Here is a 17,320-nt window from a genome sequence, read left to right as displayed (position 1 = left end):
CAGGCGGTACCATGTTTGAGTGACGAACGAGCGCTCTGGTATTGCAGCAATTGCCGTGGCACTTCTGGAGTCTGCGCAGGGCGGAGACCCCGCTGCTGCCCGTCGACTGTCGGAAGTCCTTCCGCTACTCAAAGAAGTAGCGGCATCGGGTGAAGTCGATGCCCAGAATGCGCTTGGAGGGATTCTCCTCGAATTTGAAGAGGATCCCTCCAGCGCTGCTCCCTGGTTCGAAAAGGCTGCTGAGCAAGGCAGTGTTGAAGCGAAGCGGAGCCTAGGGCACCTTTACGCGAATGGTCTGGGAGTTTCGGAGGATATTGAGCAGGCCGAACGGCTTTTCAAGGAAGCTGCCGGTCAAGGGGATGTCTATGCGCAATTCAACCTGGCACAGTTGTGGTGGGGGAAGCGTGATCCTGAAGTAGTGGCTTCGTTGTTGCGGGCGGCTGCAGAAGGCGGGTTGCATGATGCCTATGTTGTCCTCGGGGACCTGCTCGCTGCGATGGATCAGGACGCCCAAGCGTTCCGTTGCTATCTGAATGCCGCTGAGTCCGGTCACGATGGAGCGATGTATGTCACTGCTTGCTGGTACCGGGATGGCACTTTGGGTCAGCCGGACAAAGGTGAGGCCTTGGTGTGGTTCTTCAGGATGCTCAGAGCAGGTAATGCTGACGGACTTCATGAAACGATTGCTCTGGCGCGCAGCATGAGCGACGAGGAAATTCTGCACGCTGGGCAGCGGGCGAACGCATCCAATGAAGCAAAGGCGATGGTGGGAACGGTTCGAAAGCATCGGTGATTTCTGGCGGCATCGTCAACGGTGCTGTTCTTGCTGAGCCCGATCTTTTGCGACGGTCCGCCGACGGAGTCGGCGGACCGTTTCACTTTTCGTGCTTGTTTTGGGAAGCTGAGCGACTGGGGTGTCGCGTTGGGTGTGTGCTGGGTCCCGCTGTCTGGATTCGTGTGGTGCTTTCGGGGAAACGGGGAAGCTTTTGATCTCTCGGGGGCGGCGGTAGAGCGGGCCAGCTGAGGACTGCGATGTTCTGGGTGGTTCTGTTCAGCGGAAGGTTGAGCAGGCCAGCGGGCCCGGGTGCCCTGGTTGCAGTCCTCCGCGCGGGATCCTTTGGGTGTCCGCAAGACGCTGTACGGTGTGCTGTTCGTCCTGTACGCCGACATTCAGCGGGAGCTACCCCCGCAGGAGCTATGGCTCCGGTCCTACCTGCTGGCGACGGCTGGCCGAATGGCAGGAGACCGACGTATGGGAGGAACTCCGGCGGGTGCTACTAGACCGGTTGCGGGCGGGGGACCGCCTGCATTTTCCCCACGGTATAAACCTCGTCAGTAAAAACTCGGCATTCTGGAAAACCCCTTGGCCGGTGACGGAGCCCGATATCGGTGATCGGTCGGTCAGCAGTATTAGCGGAGAGCAGGTAATGCGCATGCCGAATACGCGCTCGGGTTGGGTTACATTCGAATTACTTATGAGGGCCCGGGTTCGCGGGGTGTCTTGCGGATCCGGGTCCTCGGTGTCTTGTCCGGCGCGGCACGGCTGTCCCTTGCTTCGCTGTACGTTCATGGTGTGTCTGTTCTTGTGGATCATCTGGAAGCCCGGCTGGGTCGGCTCCTCGGGGCTTGGGAGCCCAGGGAGGGGGCTCCGGGTGGGGTTCCCAAGGTTGGGTGCTTTGCCGGAGGTGTTCTGGCGGGGGTCCGGTCCTACGCCACAATCGGGCTGTTCCGGAGTCATCTGGCGTCTCGGGTGTCGGGGCGGGCTCAGCATCTGGAGTTGTTGGCGTGCGGGCGGCCGGTGTCGGGGGACGAGGGTGGGCCGCTGCCTGGGGTTCTGGAGTGGGTGGCCGAGCGGATGGTGGTCGGTGGGGGCGCGGTGTCGCGCGGGGAAGTGATTCCGCTGCCCATGCCGCTGATCCCGGGCGGGGCCATGACCGCCCTCTACGCGGCGCAGCCCGTCTGTTTCGACGACGGCTTCGGGTCGGTCGTTCTGGAGAACGGCGTGGAGACGTCCCTGGTGTGGCTGGTGCCCATCGGCGACTCCGAGGCGGCGTTCGTCCGGGAGAAAGGGTGGGACGTGTTCGAGGAGGAGTTGGGTCGGCAGGATCCTGATCTGTTTGATCTGGAGCGGGTCGAGATGCGGCTCTGAGGAGCGGAAATCGTCCGCGGTGGGACAGTGGCTGTCCAAGGTGTTGCCGAGGGGATACTTTCCGGTGAAGCGTGGGGGCGCGGGGTCGGTTTGTGTGTTCGGGCTTGTGTTCGGCTCACTAGATTGCTGCTGCCGCCCCTACCTCTTCACCTGCACGTTCACTCGTTCGTGGGCGGCGGGGGGTGGGGACATGGAACGGTCCGGAGGGGCGGCGAGACCGGCCGTCGCCGGCGCGGGCATGAGGTGTCAGATCGACATCGACGGGCGGGGCGGGTTCGGCTGGCGGCTGATCGCGTCCAACGGACGCTCCGTCGCCGTCTCTCTGACCTCGTACGACACCCACGACCGGTGCCGCGCGGCCTTCGTCGAGCTGTGCTCGCGGCACGCGGGAGTCGGTGGCGGGGTGCAGCACAGCTCCGAGGGCGGCGGCTGGGTGTGGGCGGTCTGGGAGGGCTCCGGACGGACCCTCGCCGGCTCGGCGCGCACCTACGAGCGGCACGCCACCTGCCGGTCCTCGTACGACCGCTTCCGGGCCCTGTTGCCCGAACTGGTCTACGCGGGACCGGAGTTATGGGGGGAGTCGTGAAGAACCCCGGGTAACGGAAGTTGCCCCCAGGGCACCTCTCGTTCACGCGTCGGGACGGACGCGGCCACCGGTGCCCCCGAGCGTCGGGCTGTGCCCGCACTGAGAAGAGTCAGCAAGCCGCGGTCCCTGACCGCCGTGCCCGCCGGGGGCGTCGACACCGACGTGCCCCGGCGTCTGTACGCCGACCCCGGCCTGCCCGACCGGGTCTTCCGCACGGTGCTGCGCTCCGGCGGCGGACTCGTCCTGGCCGTGATGCTCCTGGTCGGCGGCTTCCTGCTGTACCGGGCGTGGCTGGCGCTGGAGCGGGCCGGCTGGTCGTTCCTGACCACGTCCGCGTGGGCGCCGGACACCGGACGGTTCGGCATCGCCGCCGTGCTCGTCGGCACCGTCCTGATCGCCGCCGTCGCGGTCTGCGTGGCCGTGCCGCTGGCGCTGGGCGCGGCGCTCTACATCGCGGAGTACGCCCCGCCGCGGCTGCGCAGGACGCTGGTCAGCATCGTCGACCTGATGGCCGCCGTGCCGTCCGTGGTGTACGGCCTGTGGGGCGTGTTCTTCCTCCAGGACAAGGTGCTGCCGACCGCCCGCTGGATGGCCGCCTACCTCGGCTGGATCCCCCTCTTCGAGGTGGAGGGCGCCGACCCCGACGACCCGCTCGCCCCGGCCAGCGTCTACACCTCGTCGACGTTCATCGCCGGGCTGGTCGTCGGCATGATGATCGCGCCGATCATCTGCTCGATCATGCGCGAGGTCTTCTCCCAGGCCCCCGCGGGCGAGCGCGAGGGCGCCTACGCGCTCGGCGCGACCCGCTGGGGCATGATCCGCTCCGTCGTCCTGCCGTTCGGGCGCGGCGGCATGATCGGCGGCACGATGCTGGGCCTCGGCCGCGCGCTCGGCGAGACGATCGCCGTCTTCATGATCATCTCGCTGACCTTCGACATCCAGTGGCACGTCCTCCAGTCCGGCACCAGCTCCGTCTCCTCGCTGATCGCCCTGCGCTACGGGGAGGCCGGCGCGTTCGGCATGTCCGCGCTGATGGCCGCCGGCTTCGCCCTGTTCGTCATGACCCTGATCGTCAACTTCGCCGCCTCCTCGATCGTGGCCCGCTCCCGCTCGGGCGCGGCCAGCGACGCCTGACCCTCCGCTGCCCCCGCCCCCGCCCCCGCCACAGGAAAGGAGCCGCCATGACCGTCGCTCCCGAAGCGCCCCGAGCGCCAGAAGCACCCGGAGCGCCAGAAGCACCCGGAGCGCAAGAAGCACCCGGAGCGCAAGAAGCGCCCGAAGCGCAAGAAGCGCAAGAAGCCCCCGACGCGCGTCGAGCGTCCGTCCGGGCGCGTACGACGCTGCCGGGACGGACCCGCGGCGCCGCGGACGGCGGTGAACGCCGCCGGGCCCTGACCTCGCTGCGGGCCACCGACGTGTACGCCGTGCTCGGGGCTGCCGCCGCCGCGCTCGCGCTCACCTGGCTGCTGTTCGCCCGGCTGCTGCCGTTCACCGGCGCCGTCGGCTTCGTCGTGACGGCGTATCTGCTGTTCCTGCTGGTCTACGCGCTGCTCGTGTCGTTCGACGAGGACGGCCCGGCCATCGTCGACCGGATCGCGGCGGCCGTGGTGCGCTCACTGGGCCTGCTGCTCGTGGTGATCCTCGTGTTCGTCGTGTCGTACGCGCTCGTCGAGGGCCGTGCGGCGCTGGTGCACCTCAACTTCTTCACCGAGGACATGCAGCTGGCCGGTCCGCTGGAGCCGCTCTCCGTGGGCGGGGCGCTGCATGCCGCCGCCGGCACCCTGATCATGATCGCCCTCTCGCTGGCGGTGACCGTGCCGGCCGGGCTGGTCTGCGCGGTGTTCCTCAACGAGGTGCCGGGGCCGTTCGCCCGGTTCGTGCGCACCGTCGTCGAGGCGATGACCGCGCTGCCGTCGATCGTCGCCGGCCTGTTCGTCTACGCCACCGTGATCCTCGGTCTCGGCATGCCGCCCTCCGGACTCGCCGCCGCGCTGGCCCTGTCGGTGATGATGCTGCCGATCATCATCCGCGCCGCCGACGTCGTCATCCGCCTGGTGCCCGGCACCCTGCGCGAGGCCGCCTACGCCATGGGCACCTCCCGCTGGCGCACGGTCTGGCACGTCGTCCTGCCGACCTGCCGCTCCGGCCTGACCACGTCGGTCATCCTCGGCACCGCGCGCGGCATCGGCGAGACCTCCCCGGTGCTGCTGACCGCGGGTTTCACCTCGGAGCTGAACCTCGACCCGCTGCACGGCCCGATGGTCTCCCTGCCGCTGGCCACCTTCCAGTTCGTCAAGTCGCCCGAACCCACCATGATCTCGCGCGGGTTCGGCACGGCCGCCCTGCTGATGGCCGTCGTCCTACTGCTGTTCGTCGTCGCGCGCGTCATCGGCGGCCGTGGGCCCGGTCAGTTGACGCGCCGACAGGAACACCGGCGCGTGGTCCAGTCCCGACGGGACGCCCGACGGTTCACCGGACGGGCCGCCGCGACCCGAGAGTCGGCCGGACGGCCCGCCGCCCCCTCCACCCAGCTCCACTCCAACCTCCTTACGCCTCCCGGGAGTTCGTCGTGAAACCCGCCGCTCGGTTCCGTATGGCGGCCATCGTGCTGTCACTGCTGTGCGCGCTGTTCGCCGTACGGACGCCGCCCGCCGCGGCGGCCTCCTACGCCAAGATCACCGGCTCCGGTTCCACCTGGAGCTCCAACGCCGTCAACCAGTGGGTCCGCAACGTCAAGGCCAACTACACGATGACGGTCAACTTCACCGACAACGGCTCCTCGCAGGGCCGCGAGCAGTTCAAGAGCAACGTCGTCGACTTCGCCGTCTCCGAGATCCCCTACGGCCTCAAGGAGCAGGGCGTCACCGACACCCCGCCCCGGCGCGGCTACGCCTACATGCCGATCGTGGCCGGCGGCACCTCGTTCATGTACAACCTGAAGATCAACGGCAAGCAGGTCACCAACCTGCGGCTGTCCGGCGACGTCATCGCGAAGATCTTCACCGGGAAGATCACGCGCTGGAACGACAGCGCGATCCGCGCGGACAACCCGGGCCTGAACATGCCGGCCCGCGCGATCATCCCGGTCGTCCGCTCCGACGGCTCGGGCACCAGCGCCCAGTTCACCGCCTGGCTGGCCAAGGAGCAGCCGGCGGCCTGGAACGACTACTGCGGGCGCACCGGCCGCGGCTCGGGCTGCGGCATGACCTCCAACTACCCGCTGCTCAGCGGCTCCGCGATGGTCTCCAAATCGGGTTCGCTCGGCGTCTCCGGCCATGTGCGGCAGCCGTCCGGCGAGGGAGCGATCACCTACGTCGAGTACTCCTACGCCGAGAAGACCGGCTTCCCCGTCGCCAAGATGCTCAACAAGAAGGACTACTACGTCGAGCCGACCGCTTCCAGCGTGGCGGTGGCCCTGACCCAGGCCCGGATCAACCAGAACAAGAAGTCGGTCGACTACCTCACGCAGATCCTCGACGGCGTCTACCGCAACGACGACGCCCGTGCCTACCCGCTGTCCAGCTACAGCTACATGATCATGCCGACGACGGAGGAGGCCGGCTTCACCAAGGCCAAGGGCAACTCCCTGGGCACCTTCGGGCGTTACTTCCTGTGCGACGGCCAGCAGCAGGCGGAGGAGCTCGGCTACTCGCCGCTGCCGAAGAACCTCGTCCAGGCGGGCTTCGAGCAGTTGCGCAAGGTGCCGGGCGCGCCGACGGCGTCCATCGACATCAACAGCTGCCGCAACCCCACCTTCTCCTCCGACGGCACCAACACCCTCGCCAAGAACGCGCCGTTCCCCAAGCCCTGCGACAAGAAGGGCACGACCCAGTGCTCCGACGGCACGGCCGGCGCGCAGGGCCGGGACACGCCGGTGAAGCCGGGCGCGGGCGGCAGCGGCGGCACCGGCGGCGGCACCGGGTCCGGCGCGACCGGCGGCAGCGGTAACGGCGGCGGTAACGGCAACGGCTTCGGGTCCGGCGCCGGTTCCGGCTCCGCGGGCGCGGGCGGCGCCTCCACGTCGGGCGGTTCGACGGCCGGCTCCGGGTCCGGCGGGCAGCCCGACGCCGCCACCGCCGGGACCTCCGGAGGCGGGATCGACCCCGACACGGGCGAGGCGCTCAGCGGCGACGGAACGGGCACGGGCGACACCTCGGTGGCCGCGACCCCCGTCAGCCTCGCCTCCGGCAACGCCCTCGGGATGCGCGGCGCCCTGATGGCGCTGTCCGCGGTCCTCCTCGTCGGGGTGGTCGTCGGACCACCGCTCACCGCGCGGGCCCTCGCGGCGCGCAACCGCCGCAAGGGAGAGCTGTGATGAGACGGCCGACGCCACGACGGCCCCGCCCGGCCCGCAGGGTCACGGCGGGCGCCGGCGCCCTGCTCGCCGCCGTCGCCCTCGCCCTGCTGCCGCTGCCCCCCGGCGCGGACCAGGCCCGCGCGGCGACCGCCGGGAACTCGGCGGTGACCAAGAGCGGCTCGAAGGGGACGCACGACGACTTCTCCGCGCTCAAGGTGACCGTGCACCAGACGAAGGGACTGCACGGGCAGGCGGTGCGGGTGACCTGGAGCGGCGGCACACCGCGCGGGGTGAGCGAGGGGCGCAACTTCCTGTCGCTCATGCAGTGCTGGGGCGACGACCCCTCCGGCCCGGACCGGACCCAGTGCGAGTACGGACTGACGACGACCGCGCAGGTGGGCGACCGGCGCGTGGTGAACCCCCCGCCCGGCCCCGGCACCGATCCGCTCGAGACCGCCGCCGGCACCCCGGCCGACCCGTCCGGCACCCACTACGTGCCGTTCCGGCCGGTGGACGGCCAGGGCGACCCCACCACGAGCGGCTTCGACCCCACCTACTTCACCGGCGGCGACACGAACGCCATCGCCTTCCTGCCCCACGACGGCGACGGCAACGGCGACGTGGCCTTCGAGGTGAAGTCCTCCCTGGAGCAGCCCGCGATGGGCTGCGGCGCCCGCCGGACCCCGGCCGGCGCGGTCCAGCCGTGCTGGCTGGTGGCCGTGCCCCGGGGCGCGCACGACCCCGACGGCAGCGAGGGCAACAGCGGCAACCTCACCACGTCCTCGCTGAGCCGCTCGAACTGGAACCAGCGGATCGTCTTCCGCCTCGACTTCGAACCCGTCGGCGACGACTGCGACGCCGACAAGCCCGAACGCCGGATCACCGGCTCCGAACTGGGCACCGACGCGATCACGTCCTGGCAGAGCCGGCTGTGCTCCTCCGGCACGCACCGGTTCACCTACACCCAGGCCAGCGAGGAGCAGGCACGCCGGGCGGTGACGGAACCCGGCGAGTCCTCGCCCGGCCTCGCCCTCACCCTGGAACCGGTGCGGCGGCCCGAGGGGGCGGCCGAGGTGGTGCACGCCCCGGTCGCCGTCAGCGGGCTCAGCGTCGGCTTCGTCTGGATGTACGGCAGGTCGACGTCGGCGGGGACGGCCGACGTCCCGCTGGAGGGCCTCAAGCTGAACCAGCGACTGCTGGCCAAGGCGCTCACCCAGTCCTACGCCAGCAGCCTCGTCCCGCGCCGCGAACCCGTGCCCGCGTACCTCGCCGGCAATCCCCGCTCCCTGGGCCAGGACCCCGAGTTCCAGAAACTCAATCCCGGGCTCCGGGAACTGGTCGCACTCGACTATCTCTCGCCCATCGGCCTCGTCGTCTCATCGGCGAACTCCGACTCCGCGCGCCTGCTCTGGAAATACGTCCTGGCGGATCCCGCGGCACGGGAATTCCTCGACGGAAAAGCCGACGCCTGGGGAATGAAGGTGAATCCGGCCTTCCGGGAGGGCGTGATCTCCGCGGCGCTGGACTACTACCCGAAGGCCGACCTCACCCCCACGAAGCTGGAGTGCAGCAACGGCTCCACGCTCTCGCGCAACGGGCTCGACATGGTCCCCTACGCCAACGACATGCACGACGCCGCCCTGAAGATCCGCCGCGGCGACATCGGCTCGGTCTTCATGTGCGTCATCGGCGACAACGGTCTGCCCAAGCTGACGGGCGGCGGACGCCCGCCCGTGACCCAGCAGCGGGAACTCGGCGTCGTGGACCGTCCGTCGGCCGTGCGGTACCAGCTGAACGCCGCCGCGCTGCCGAACGCCGACGGCGAGTTCGTGCAGCCGAGCGACGCGTCCCTGCTCAAGGCGGTCGACCGGATGCCCGACTCGGCCGTGGCCGGGGTGCTGACGTCCGACCCCGCCAAGGCGACGGACGGCGCCTACCCGCTGACCGCCGTGGTGTACGCGGCGGCCTCCGTCGACCAGGCGAAGGAGGCCCGGCAGGACTACGCCAAGGTCATCCGGTACGCGGCCGGCGCCGGCCAGACCCAGGGCACCGCCAAGGGCCAACTGCCGCCCGGATACGCCCCCTTGCCCGCCGCCCTGCGACAGCAGGCGCAGCAGGCCGCGGACCGGCTGGCGACGGGCGCGCCGGCCTCCCCGAACCCGTCGTCCGGCGCTTCCGGAGGCGACCCGCAGACCGGCGGCAGCGGAGGAAGCGGAGGCAGCGGAGGAAGCGGCAGCGGCGGCACGGGCGGCAGCGGCGGCGCCGCGTCGGGCGGTACGGCGTCCGGCGGCGCGGCCGGGACCGCAGCCGGCGGGGCCGGCCCGACGGCCGGACAGGGCGCCTCGGGCGGCTCCCGTCCCTCCGGCTCCGCGACGGACCCGGCGAAGCAGAACGTGGCCGCGTCCGGCGGGTTCACCCCCTCGGAGGTGCTCGGGATCGTCCGCTGGGTCCTCCTCGGCGTCCTGGCCGTGGGCGGCGCGGCGGCCCTCGTCGGGCCCGCGCTCCTCCGGCTCTCCGCGCGCGGAGCGACGCCGGGCAACGGCGGCGGGTGAATCACCGACCTTTCCCGCCCCCGGGTTTCACTCCGGGGGCGGGTAAACGCCGCCTTCAAGGAAATTCCGTAGGTGTCGCCTTGGAAATCAATTCTTCACTTGCCGGGCGGTCGGAATTTGTGGCCGAGGCGAGCCGAAATCAGGAAATGTATTCCCTGAACACCGGTTCCTGATAATCCGTTCTACGGAGGGAAATGTAGTGAACGTCAAGTCCCGTGCACGTCTCGGCGCCGTCCTCGGCGCGGCTGTCCTCGGCGTCGGCGTCCTGGCCACCCCCGCACTCGCGGACCCCTCGGCCGGTGAGTACCGCGTGCTCGCCGGCGTCGGCTCGGACACCACCCAGGACGTGCTGAACGGTCTGGGCGACGCGGTCCTGCGCGACGTCGACGGCGACGGCCAGGCCGACGACAAGGTGATCGCCTCCTACGACGCGACCGGTACGGCGGCCCTCAAGACCCGCGCCGCGGGCTGTGACCTCGCCCGCCCCAACGGCTCCTCCGCCGGCATCGACAAGCTGAACGAGGTCCTCGCCGCGAACCCGGGCGACGCCCTCTACAACTGTCTGGACTTCGCCCGCTCCTCGCGCGGACCGGCCAACACCTCCTCCCAGGACCTCACCTGGATCCCCTTCGCCAAGGACGCGGTGAGCGTCGCGGTCCGTGAGGACAGCGCGCTCGCGGGCGGCCTCGACCTCAGCACCCAGCAGCTGCGGTCCATCTTCACCTGCGACGTCACCACGCTGAACGGCGTCGCCCTCACCCCGCTGCTGCCGCAGGCCAACTCCGGCACCCGCACCTTCTTCCTCGGCAAGATCGGCGTCTCCGAGGCCCAGGTCGGCTCCTGCGTCGGCACCATGCAGGAGCACAACGGCCAGGCGCTCGACTCCGCCGGCGACATCGCGCCGTACTCGATCGCCCAGTACATCGCCCAGGTCACCCTCGCCGTGCCCGACCGGCACGGGGCCACCGTCCTCGGCAAGGTCAACGGCAGCGAGCCCTTCACCGACGAGGGCACCCTGAACTCCGCCTTCTCCTACAACCGCGACGTCTACAACGTCGTCCCCAGCTCGAAGCTGACCGACGCCGTCATCGACGACACCTTCACCGGCTCCGACTCCAAGGTCTGCGCCGCGACGGCCACCATCAACACCTACGGCTTCGGCACGATCGGCAACTGCGGCGACACGTCCCTCAAGGGCGAGCGCTGACCGCCACCGCCACCCCGCCGCAGAGCAGCCGGGCACCCGTCGGGTGCCCGGCCCCGCGGCGTGACCACCAGCAACCTCACCTCCTTGGGGGCACCCCATGACCGACCGCCCGGCGCACCTCAGATCGCCCGTCGCGCTGCTGACGTGCTGCGCGCTGCTGTGCGCCACCCTCGCCGGGATCCTGGCCCTCGCCGGACGGGCCGAGGCCGCCACGCAGCTGGGCGGGTTCACGCTCGCCCCGGCCACCGGGAAGATCACCGACGACCCCGTGGCCACGTCCGTCACCACGAGCGCGGGCTGCCCCGAGGCGGCCACCGGCAACCTCAAGGTGTACAGCCCGTCCAACCCGGACCTCCAGACCGCGATCGCCCAGTCCACGGTGGCCGTAGCCACCGGCACCGCCCCCGTCACCGTCCCCCTGAAGTCGCTGCCGCTGGCGAAGAAGAGCCTGGAGAAGGCGCTCCGCGTCTACCTGCCCGCCCCCGCCCCCCTCGACGGCACCTACACCCTCGGCCTCGGCTGCGGCGGCGGCACCACCGCCCCCGTCTTCCTCGCCAAGGTCAGGGTCACCGGGGACACCTGGACGCTGATCGAGCAGCAGGCGACGACCGTCGGCCTCACCGTCGCCCCGGAGAAGGTCGCCATCAAGGAGGCCCTGAAGCTGACCGCCACGGTCAGCCCGGCCACGGCCGCCGGCGCCGTCGAGTTCAAGCAGGGCAACACCTCCCTCGGCACCGCCCAGGTCACCGGCGGCAAGGCCGAACTCGCCGTCACCGCACCGGCGATCGGCGGCCAGACCGCGTACGACGCCGTGTTCACGGCCGCCGACCCGGACGCCTACGGCAACGCGCGGGCGACCAAGGAGGTGTCCGTCAGCCATCTCGTCAGCGCGAAGGACGCCGCCGGCAAGCCCCTCGCCGCCAAGCCCACGCTCTACGTCGGCCAGACCGTGAAGATCACCGTCCAGGGCTTCACCCCGAACGCCAAGGTGGTCTTCGCCGACAAGGAACTCACCGCCGACGCGACGGGCACGCTCGCCGACTTCGCCTACACGGTCCCGAACGGCACGATCAACGGCGAGCAGACGCTGCGCTTCCTGGAGGGCGGCAGCAACGCGAGAGCGGCCGTCTTCACCTTCGTCAGCAGCGACCAGGAGCCCTCCCCGAGCCCCGAGCCCAGCGAGGGCGAGGACCTCGACGTCACCGACGAGGACGGCAAGGCCCTGGACGACGACCCCCGCCTCGAACCCGGCCGGACCGTGAAGATCACCGCCCGCGGCTACACCAAGGACGCCACGGTGAAGGTCGCCCTCGCCGACAGCGAGGAGAAGTTCGCCGACGCCAAGGCCGGCTCCGACGGCACCGTCAAGGACTACGCCTTCACCGTGCCCGAGAAGATCGCCGACGGCGACCACGTACTGACGCTCGCCGAGGACAAGACCGGCGGCCACAGCGTTCAGTTCGCCTTCACGACCGGCGACGAGGCCTCCGGGAGCCCCGAGCCCAGCCCGTCCGACTCGGCCGGCGGGACCGGTGGGGCCGGTGGGGCGAGTGGGACCGGCGGCGGTGGCAGCGGCGGCTCGGGTGGCGGCACCGGCGGCGGCGCGGGCACGGGCGGCACGTCGCCGACCGGCTCCATGGCCGCGACCGGCGCCCAGGTCGGGGCGATCGGCCTGACCGCCCTCGCGTTCGTCGCCGGGGGCGCCGCGCTGGTCCTCCACATGCGGCGGCGGGGCCTGCTGGCCTTCGGCGACGACAGCCCGCAGCACCGCTGACCGGACGGCCGGGCCCGGGGCCGCGCACCGACGCCCCGGCCCGGCCCGCCGCACCACCCCTCCGGTACCGCATCGCACCGCAAGGAGACCACCCCGTGACCCTGCCGGCCCCACCCCCGGCCGCCCCGCCCACGGCCGCCCCGCCCACAGCCACCCCGCCCACAGCCACCCCGCCCACGGCCGTCCCGCCCACGGCCGCCTCGCCCACGGCCGCCTCGCCCAAGGCCGTCCCGCCCACGGCCGCCCCACCCAAGGCCGTCCTGTCCCCGGCCGTCCCACCTGCGGCCGTCCTGCCCCCGGCCGTCCCACCTGCGGCCGTCCCACCTGCGGCCGTCCTGCCCCCGGCCGTCCCACCTGCGGCCGTCCTGCCCCCGGCCGTCCCACCTGCGGCCGTCCCACCCGCGGCCGTCCCGCCCCCGGCCGTCCCGCCCCCGGCCGTCCCGCCCCCGGCACCGCCGCCCGCCAGGCCCGCCCGGCCCCTGCCGCCGGAACGCGCGCCGCGGCCCCCCGCCCGCCCCGGGCTCGCGCTCGCCGGGGCGGCCCTGTGCGTCCTGGCCGCCCTGCTGCTGGGGTTCGCCGCGAACCTCACCGTCGTCGGTCATCTGGAGCACTCCCGCGACCAGCAGACCGCCTACGACGAACTCCGCCGCCAACTCGCCCTCGGCATCGCCCCCGTCGGCCAGCGCGACTACGAGGGCAGGCTCCTGGAGCCGGGCGCACCCGTGGCGCTGCTGCGGATCCCGGCCCTCGGCCTGCGCGAGGTCGTCGCCGAGGGCACCACGTCCGAGGTGCTGATGTCGGGCCCGGGACATCGCCGCGACACCCCGCTGCCCGGCCAGGCCGGCACCGTCGTGCTGATGGGCCGCCAATGGGCGTACGGCAGCCCCTTCAACGACCTCCACGTGCTCCCCGTCGGCAGCCGCATCGAGCTGACCTCCGGCCAGGGCAAGGCGGTCTACGAGGTCACCGGCCTGCGCCGCGGCGGCGACGAACTGCCCGCCCCGCTCGGCCAGGGCCAGGGCAGGCTCACCCTGATCACCGCCACCGGCGCGCCCTACACGCCCCACGGCGTCCTGCGCGTCGACGCCCGGCTGCTCACCCCCGTGCAGCCGCACCCGCCCCGGGCGCTGCGCGCGGGCTGGATCGCCGCGTCCGAGGAGGCGCTCGGCACCGAAGACGGCGCGTGGCTCGCCGTCTTCCTCTGGACGCAGGGACTGCTGCTCGCCGCCCTGCTCACGGTGCTCGCCCACCGCTTCTGGGGCCGCTGGCAGACCTGGATCTGCGCCGGCCCCGTCCTGCTCGCCCTGGGCCTCGCGGACTCCCGGGCCCTCACCGCGCTGCTGCCCAACCTGCTGTGAACCACCCCTACACGCACGGGAGTTGACCTTCACCCCATGGCCACCGACGCACCCGGCGCCCCCGCCGCGGCCCCCGCCGACGCCGACGCCGACTTCACGGACACCCTGGTCCAGCCCCGCATCGCCGCCGCGGGACAGGGCGCGGCCACCCTGCGGGCCGACGCGATCTCCGCCTGGTTCGGCGACCACAAGGTCCTCGACCGGGTCTCGCTCACCATGCCCGCACACCAGGTCACCGCGCTCATCGGCCCCTCGGGCTGCGGCAAGTCGACGTTCCTGCGCATCCTCAACCGCATGCACGAGCTGATCGCCTCGGCCTCGCTCGCCGGCCGCGTCCTCCTCGACGAACAGGACGTCTACGACCGGGGCCGCCGCATCACCCACGCCCGCCGCGAGATCGGCATGGTCTTCCAGAAGCCCAACCCGTTCCCCGCCATGTCGATCTACGACAACGTCGTCGCCGGCCTGCGGCTCAACGCCATCAAGGTCACTCGCGACGGCAAGGACGACCTGGTGGAGGAGTGCCTGACCAAGGCGGGCCTGTGGAAGGAGGTCAAGGACCGGCTGCGCCAGCCCGGCGGCGCGCTCTCCGGAGGCCAGCAGCAACGCCTGTGCATCGCACGGTCGTTGGCGGTCCGCCCGCGCGTCCTGCTCATGGACGAACCCTGCTCGGCGCTCGACCCGACCTCCACCCGCCGTATCGAGGAGACCATCGCCGAACTGCGCTCCGAGGTCACCATCGTCATCGTCACCCACAACATGCAGCAGGCCGCCCGCGTCTCGGACACCTGCGCCTTCTTCCTCGCCTCCCAGGGCGCGCCCGGCGTGATCGTCGAACACGGCGACACCGAGGCGATGTTCGGCTCCCCGCAGGACGAGCGCACCGCGGACTACGTCAACGGGCGCTTCGGGTGACGGGCGGGGCGGCCCGGGGCCGGGCGGGCGGCGCGGCGCTGGCCGCCGCCCTGCTGCTCACGGCGTGCGACACCCCGGGCCCCCGGTCGGCCGGCGTCTCCGGTTCCCACCCGGCCCCCGCCGCCGTCCCCACGTCCGCCACCGCCTCCTCGCCGCCGTCCGCCGCGGTGTCATCGTCGGCCGCCACGGCCGCGCCCGCCGCACCGCCTCCGGACCGCGCCGGGACCGTGCCGCCCCCGGCGCGCGGCGCACCCGCCGCCCGGCCCCGCGCCACCGTGCCGCGCACCAGCGGCCCCGACCTCTCCCGACGCCCCCAGACCCGGAACCCGTCCGCGCGCACGACGTCCGCCACGCCTGAACCGAAGGCGGCCCGGACTCCCCCGTCCGGCGGACGCGCCACGGCCCCGCGTGCGCCGCAGGGCGCCTACATCCGCATCGACGACTGGTCCGCGCGGATCACGCGCGGCGGGCAGGACGAGGTGGACGCCTGCCGGGACGCCGTCCAGTGGGCCGGGCCCGAACTCGGCTCCGAGGACGGCTACGAGCTGCGCACCGCCGTCATCGTCGGCCACGACCACTGCGGCTTCGACCGCTTCGCGACCCTCCCCGTCGGCGCCACCGTCGAGATCGGCACCCCGCGCGGCGCCTGGACCTACCGGGTCTACGCCCACCACGTCACCCCCGGCCGGGGCGCGCCGGCCGCCGGACTGTACTGGGGGGACCTCACGCTCCAGTCGTGCGTGGGGCCCGACACGGGGTTCAGTTACCTCGTGCGGCTCTGAACCCCGTGACGGGCAGGGTCAGATGCCGGCCGCCGCCGACAGGTCCCGCTTGATCGTCGTCAGGAGTTCCGTCGCCTTCTCCCGTGCCGCCGGCAGGTCGGCGTGGGCCGGGACCGGGACGACGACCTCCAGGTAGCACTTCAGCTTCGGTTCCGTGCCGCTCGGGCGGACGATCACCCGGGCCCCGTCGAGGGTGTAGCGCAGGCCGTCGGTCGGGGGGAGGCGGTCCGTGCCCCGGGTGAGGTCCTCGGCGCGGGTGATGGGGAGGCCGGCGAGCTGCGTCGGGGGGTGCTCGCGGAGGCGTTCCATCGCGCGGGCGATGACCGTCAGGTCCTCCACGCGCACCGAGAGCTGATCGGTGGCGTGCAGGCCGTGGTCGACGGCGAGGTCGTCGAGGAGGTCGAGGAGGGTGCGGTTCTCCGACTTGAGCCGTGAGGCCAGTTCGGTGATGAGGAGGGCCGCGGTGATGCCGTCCTTGTCGCGGACGCCCTCGGGGTCGACGCAGTAGCCGAGCGCCTCCTCGTAGCCGTAGCGCAGGCCGTCGACGCGGGCGATCCACTTGAAGCCGGTCAGGGTCTCCTCGTAGGGGAGGCCCGCCTTCTCGGCGATCCGGCCCAGCAGGGACGAGGAGACGATCGACTCGGCGAAGGTGCCGCGCGCGCCGCGCGCGACCAGGTGGGCGGCGAGGAGCGCGCCGACCTCGTCGCCGCGCAGCATGCGCCAGTCGCCGCCGTCCTTGACGGCCACCGCGCAGCGGTCGGCGTCCGGGTCGTTGGCGACGACCAGGTCCGGGTCGGTCTCGCGGGCCTTCGCGAAGGCGAGGTCCATCGCACCGGGCTCTTCCGGGTTGGGGAAGGCGACGGTCGGGAAGTCCGGGTCGGGCTCGGCCTGTTCGGCGACGAGGACGGGCTCCGGGAAGCCGGCGCGGGCGAACGCGGCGAGGAGGACGTCCTTGCCGACGCCGTGCATCGCCGTGTAGACCGTGCGGGCCGTGCGCGGGGAGGCGGGGTCGAGGACCTCGTCGGTGCGGGCCAGGTAGGCGGCCAGGACGGAGTCGTCCAGGGTCTGCCAGCCCGACTCCGGGCGCGGGACGTCGTCCAGGGAGCGGACGGCGGCGATCTCGGCGGCGATCTCCGCGTCGGCGGGCGGGACGATCTGGGAGCCGTCGCCGAGGTAGACCTTGTAGCCGTTGTCGCGGGGCGGGTTGTGGCTGGCCGTGACCTCCACGCCGGCGACCGCGCCCAGGTGCCTTATGGCGTACGCCAGGACGGGGGTGGGGAGGGGGCGGGGGAGGACGGCCGCGCGCAGTCCCGCTCCCGTCATCACGGCGGCGGTGTCCCGCGCGAACTCCGCCGACTTGTGGCGGGCGTCGTAGCCGATGACGACGAGGCCGTCGCCCTGGCCCTTCGCCCTCAGGTACGCGGCGAGGCCGGCGGCGGCGCGGATGACCACGGCGCGGTTCATGCGCATCGGGCCGGCGCCGAGTTCGCCCCGCAGGCCGGCGGTGCCGAACTGGAGGGTGCCGGAGAAGCGGGCGGCCAGGTCTGTGACGTTCCCCGCCTCGACGAGGGCGGCGAGTTCCTCGCGGGTCTCCGGATCGGGATCCTCGGCGAGCCAGGTGTGGGCGCGGGCGAGCAGATCGTCGCGGTCGTCGGGCACGGTGAACCTCTCATGAGCGTGAGTGTGCGTACGTTTCTCGC

Annotated in this window: 13 protein-coding genes and 1 pseudogene; 13 read left to right on the top strand and 1 reads right to left on the bottom strand. The window is 72.0% G+C overall.

The window, feature by feature from the left end:
- Window positions 1-19: 19 nt before the first annotated feature.
- From ACFYX4_RS07225 to ACFYX4_RS07165, 13 genes and pseudogenes are all read left to right on the top strand, one after another.
- Window positions 20-793 carry a tetratricopeptide repeat protein gene (locus ACFYX4_RS07225; protein WP_389327320.1) on the top strand — a complete coding sequence of 258 codons (774 nt, stop codon included), beginning with the start codon at window positions 20-22 and terminating at the stop codon, window positions 791-793.
- Window positions 794-1,126: 333 nt separating this feature from the next.
- Window positions 1,127-1,313 (top strand): annotated as a pseudogene (locus tag ACFYX4_RS07220) (IS5/IS1182 family transposase); the annotation flags it as partial.
- Between the two features lie 260 nt (window positions 1,314-1,573).
- A complete protein-coding gene (locus ACFYX4_RS07215) occupies window positions 1,574-2,149 on the top strand; it encodes a suppressor of fused domain protein (protein ID WP_389327317.1) in 576 nt (191 codons plus the stop codon).
- A 190-nt stretch (window positions 2,150-2,339) separates the two neighbouring features.
- The gene (locus ACFYX4_RS07210; protein ID WP_389327314.1) at window positions 2,340-2,735 is read left to right on the top strand and encodes a hypothetical protein; all 396 of its coding nucleotides are present in this window, start codon (window positions 2,340-2,342) and stop codon (window positions 2,733-2,735) included.
- A gap of 90 nt (window positions 2,736-2,825) precedes the next feature.
- Window positions 2,826-3,869 (top strand): phosphate ABC transporter permease subunit PstC, encoded by a 1,044-nt coding sequence (pstC, locus tag ACFYX4_RS07205; RefSeq protein WP_389327311.1) that lies wholly within the window; start codon window positions 2,826-2,828, stop codon window positions 3,867-3,869.
- A gap of 47 nt (window positions 3,870-3,916) precedes the next feature.
- Complete coding sequence (pstA, locus tag ACFYX4_RS07200) at window positions 3,917-5,308, top strand: phosphate ABC transporter permease PstA (RefSeq protein WP_389327308.1); 1,392 nt, start codon at window positions 3,917-3,919, stop codon at window positions 5,306-5,308.
- The gene (pstS, locus tag ACFYX4_RS07195; RefSeq protein ID WP_389327305.1) at window positions 5,305-7,050 is read left to right on the top strand and encodes a phosphate ABC transporter substrate-binding protein PstS; all 1,746 of its coding nucleotides are present in this window, start codon (window positions 5,305-5,307) and stop codon (window positions 7,048-7,050) included. The genes pstA and pstS overlap by 4 nt, the downstream gene beginning before the upstream one ends.
- Entirely contained in the window at window positions 7,050-9,584 is a 2,535-nt protein-coding gene (locus ACFYX4_RS07190; protein WP_389327302.1) for a hypothetical protein, read from the top strand. Before pstS ends, ACFYX4_RS07190 begins: the two co-directional genes overlap by 1 nt.
- A 199-nt stretch (window positions 9,585-9,783) precedes the next feature.
- Complete coding sequence (locus ACFYX4_RS07185; protein ID WP_389327299.1) at window positions 9,784-10,791, top strand: hypothetical protein; 1,008 nt, start codon at window positions 9,784-9,786, stop codon at window positions 10,789-10,791.
- A 97-nt stretch (window positions 10,792-10,888) separates the two neighbouring features.
- Window positions 10,889-12,565: a hypothetical protein gene (locus ACFYX4_RS07180; RefSeq protein WP_389327296.1), complete on the top strand. Its 1,677-nt coding sequence runs from the start codon at window positions 10,889-10,891 to the stop codon at window positions 12,563-12,565.
- A gap of 95 nt (window positions 12,566-12,660) precedes the next feature.
- Window positions 12,661-13,923, top strand: a complete 1,263-nt coding sequence (locus tag ACFYX4_RS07175; protein WP_389327293.1) for a sortase — start codon at window positions 12,661-12,663, stop codon at window positions 13,921-13,923.
- Window positions 13,924-13,959: 36 nt separating this feature from the next.
- The gene (locus tag ACFYX4_RS07170) at window positions 13,960-14,838 is read left to right on the top strand and encodes a phosphate ABC transporter ATP-binding protein (protein ID WP_389327290.1); all 879 of its coding nucleotides are present in this window, start codon (window positions 13,960-13,962) and stop codon (window positions 14,836-14,838) included.
- Complete coding sequence (locus ACFYX4_RS07165; RefSeq protein WP_389327287.1) at window positions 14,835-15,620, top strand: hypothetical protein; 786 nt, start codon at window positions 14,835-14,837, stop codon at window positions 15,618-15,620. Before ACFYX4_RS07170 ends, ACFYX4_RS07165 begins: the two co-directional genes overlap by 4 nt.
- 18 nt (window positions 15,621-15,638) lie before the next feature.
- On the opposite strand, the gene ACFYX4_RS07160 is transcribed toward ACFYX4_RS07165, so the two are convergent.
- Window positions 15,639-17,279 (bottom strand): phospho-sugar mutase, encoded by a 1,641-nt coding sequence (locus ACFYX4_RS07160; RefSeq protein ID WP_389327284.1) that lies wholly within the window; start codon window positions 17,277-17,279, stop codon window positions 15,639-15,641.
- Window positions 17,280-17,320 lie beyond the last annotated feature (41 nt).

Origin of the sequence: Streptomyces sp. NPDC002328 (assembly GCF_042890065.1) — a bacterium.
Taxonomy (GTDB): Bacteria; Actinomycetota; Actinomycetes; order Streptomycetales; family Streptomycetaceae; genus Streptomyces.
The sequence above is the reverse complement of the archived record's forward strand: the minus strand, read 5'-3'. Positions and strand labels throughout refer to the sequence as shown.

What these genes read in the sequence shown, in the direction of transcription:
- ACFYX4_RS07180 (WP_389327296.1), top strand. Translation starts at nt 10,889, where the DNA reads ATGACCGACCGCCCGGCGCACCTCAGATCGCCCGTCGCGCTGCTGACG.
- ACFYX4_RS07190 (WP_389327302.1), top strand. Translation starts at nt 7,050, where the DNA reads ATGAGACGGCCGACGCCACGACGGCCCCGCCCGGCCCGCAGGGTCACG.
- pstA (WP_389327308.1), top strand. Translation starts at nt 3,917, where the DNA reads ATGACCGTCGCTCCCGAAGCGCCCCGAGCGCCAGAAGCACCCGGAGCG.
- ACFYX4_RS07210 (WP_389327314.1), top strand. Translation starts at nt 2,340, where the DNA reads ATGGAACGGTCCGGAGGGGCGGCGAGACCGGCCGTCGCCGGCGCGGGC.
- ACFYX4_RS07170 (WP_389327290.1), top strand. Translation starts at nt 13,960, where the DNA reads ATGGCCACCGACGCACCCGGCGCCCCCGCCGCGGCCCCCGCCGACGCC.